The 2,922-nt window shown below is 54.1% G+C and carries 1 tRNA gene and 2 rRNA genes (1 of these 3 only partly in view); all 3 read left to right on the forward strand.

Annotated elements, in window-relative coordinates:
* Nucleotides 1–2,621, forward strand: a 23S ribosomal RNA gene (locus DK872_RS09760) (it extends 441 nt beyond the left edge of the window).
* Nucleotides 2,622–2,717: 96 nt separating this feature from the next.
* Nucleotides 2,718–2,833, forward strand: a 5S ribosomal RNA gene (rrf, locus tag DK872_RS09765).
* 14 nt (nt 2,834–2,847) lie between these two features.
* Nucleotides 2,848–2,920, forward strand: a tRNA-Thr gene (locus DK872_RS09770).
* The last annotated feature ends 2 nt before the right edge of the window (nt 2,921–2,922 follow it).

Here is a 2,922-nt window from a genome sequence, read left to right on the forward strand (position 1 = left end):
TTGTGTGTTAGTGGAAGCGTCTGGAAAGTCGCGCGATACAGGGTGACAGCCCCGTACACGAAAACGCACAGGCTGTGAGCTCGATGAGTAGGGCGGGACACGTGGTATCCTGTCTGAATATGGGGGGACCATCCTCCAAGGCTAAATACTCCTGACTGACCGATAGTGAACCAGTACCGTGAGGGAAAGGCGAAAAGAACCCCGGCGAGGGGAGTGAAAAAGAACCTGAAACCGTGTACGTACAAGCAGTGGGAGCACCTTCGGGTGTGACTGCGTACCTTTTGTATAATGGGTCAGCGACTTATATTCTGTAGCAAGGTTAACCGAATAGGGGAGCCGAAGGGAAACCGAGTCTTAACTGGGCGTTAAGTTGCAGGGTATAGACCCGAAACCCGGTGATCTAGCCATGGGCAGGTTGAAGGTTGGGTAACACTAACTGGAGGACCGAACCGACTAATGTTGAAAAATTAGCGGATGACCTGTGGCTGGGGGTGAAAGGCCAATCAAACCGGGAGATAGCTGGTTCTCCCCGAAAGCTATTTAGGTAGCGCCTCGTGAATTCATCTCCGGGGGTAGAGCACTGTTTCGGCTAGGGGGCCATCCCGGCTTACCAACCCGATGCAAACTACGAATACCGGAGAATGTTATCACGGGAGACACACGGCGGGTGCTAACGTCCGTCGTGAAGAGGGAAACAACCCAGACCGCCAGCTAAGGTCCCAAAGTCATGGTTAAGTGGGAAACGATGTGGGAAGGCCCAGACAGCCAGGATGTTGGCTTAGAAGCAGCCATCATTTAAAGAAAGCGTAATAGCTCACTGGTCGAGTCGGCCTGCGCGGAAGATGTAACGGGGCTAAACCATGCACCGAAGCTGCGGCAGCGACGCTTATGTGTTGTTGGGTAGGGGAGCGTTCTGTAAGCCGTTGAAGGTGGCCTGTGAGGGTTGCTGGAGGTATCAGAAGTGCGAATGCTGACATAAGTAACGATAAAGCGGGTGAAAAGCCCGCTCGCCGGAAGACCAAGGGTTCCTGTCCAACGTTAATCGGGGCAGGGTGAGTCGACCCCTAAGGCGAGGCCGAAAGGCGTAGTCGATGGGAAACAGGTTAATATTCCTGTACTTGGTGTTACTGCGAAGGGGGGACGGAGAAGGCTATGTTGGCCGGGCGACGGTTGTCCCGGTTTAAGCGTGAAGGTGTGTGCTCCAGGCAAATCCGGAGTGCTTTAACACTGAGGCGTGATGACGAGGCACCACGGTGCTGAAGCAACAAATGCCCTGCTTCCAGGAAAAGCCTCTAAGCTCCAGGTAACACGAAATCGTACCCCAAACCGACACAGGTGGTCAGGTAGAGAATACCAAGGCGCTTGAGAGAACTCGGGTGAAGGAACTAGGCAAAATGGTGCCGTAACTTCGGGAGAAGGCACGCTGATGGTAGGTGAAGCGACCTGCTCGTGGAGCTGAAATCAGTCGAAGATACCAGCTGGCTGCAACTGTTTATTAAAAACACAGCACTGTGCAAACACGAAAGTGGACGTATACGGTGTGACGCCTGCCCGGTGCCGGAAGGTTAATTGATGGGGTTATCCGTAAGGAGAAGCTCTTGATCGAAGCCCCGGTAAACGGCGGCCGTAACTATAACGGTCCTAAGGTAGCGAAATTCCTTGTCGGGTAAGTTCCGACCTGCACGAATGGCGTAATGATGGCCAGGCTGTCTCCACCCGAGACTCAGTGAAATTGAACTCGCTGTGAAGATGCAGTGTACCCGCGGCAAGACGGAAAGACCCCGTGAACCTTTACTATAGCTTGACACTGAACATTGAGCCTTGATGTGTAGGATAGGTGGGAGGCTTTGAAGCGTGGACGCCAGTCTGCGTGGAGCCAACCTTGAAATACCACCCTTTAATGTTTGATGTTCTAACGTGGACCCGTAAACCGGGTTGCGGACAGTGTCTGGTGGGTAGTTTGACTGGGGCGGTCTCCTCCTAAAGCGTAACGGAGGAGCACGAAGGTCAGCTAATCCTGGTCGGACATCAGGAGGTTAGTGCAATGGCATAAGCTGGCTTGACTGCGAGCGTGACGGCGCGAGCAGGTGCGAAAGCAGGTCATAGTGATCCGGTGGTTCTGAATGGAAGGGCCATCGCTCAACGGATAAAAGGTACTCCGGGGATAACAGGCTGATACCGCCCAAGAGTTCATATCGACGGCGGTGTTTGGCACCTCGATGTCGGCTCATCACATCCTGGGGCTGAAGTAGGTCCCAAGGGTATGGCTGTTCGCCATTTAAAGTGGTACGCGAGCTGGGTTTAGAACGTCGTGAGACAGTTCGGTCCCTATCTGCCGTGGGCGCTGGAGAACTGAGGGGGGCTGCTCCTAGTACGAGAGGACCGGAGTGGACGCATCACTGGTGTTCGGGTTGTCATGCCAATGGCACTGCCCGGTAGCTAAATGCGGAAGAGATAAGTGCTGAAAGCATCTAAGCACGAAACTTGCCCCGAGATGAGTTCTCCCTGACCCTTAAAGGGTCCTGAAGGAACGTTGAAGACGACGACGTTGATAGGCCGGGTGTGTAAGCGCAGCGATGCGTTGAGCTAACCGGTACTAATGAACCGTGAGGCTTAACCTTACAACGCCGAAGATGTTTTGGCGTGAGAGAGAATTTTTTCAGCCTGATACAGATTAAACCGGTGTGCCCCTGGGGCATGGCGGTGAACAGAATTTGCCTGGCGGCACTAGCGCGGTGGTCCCACCTGACCCCATGCCGAACTCAGAAGTGAAACGCCGTAGCGCCGATGGTAGTGTGGGGTCTCCCCATGCGAGAGTAGGGAACTGCCAGGCATCAAATTTAGCGTGCTGATATGGCTCAGTTGGTAGAGCGCACCCTTGGTAAGGGTGAGGTCCCCAGTTCGACTCTGGGTATCAGCACC

It is taken from the genome of Kosakonia sp. MH5, from assembly GCF_009935945.1.
GTDB classification, from domain to species: domain Bacteria; phylum Pseudomonadota; class Gammaproteobacteria; order Enterobacterales; family Enterobacteriaceae; genus Kosakonia; species Kosakonia radicincitans.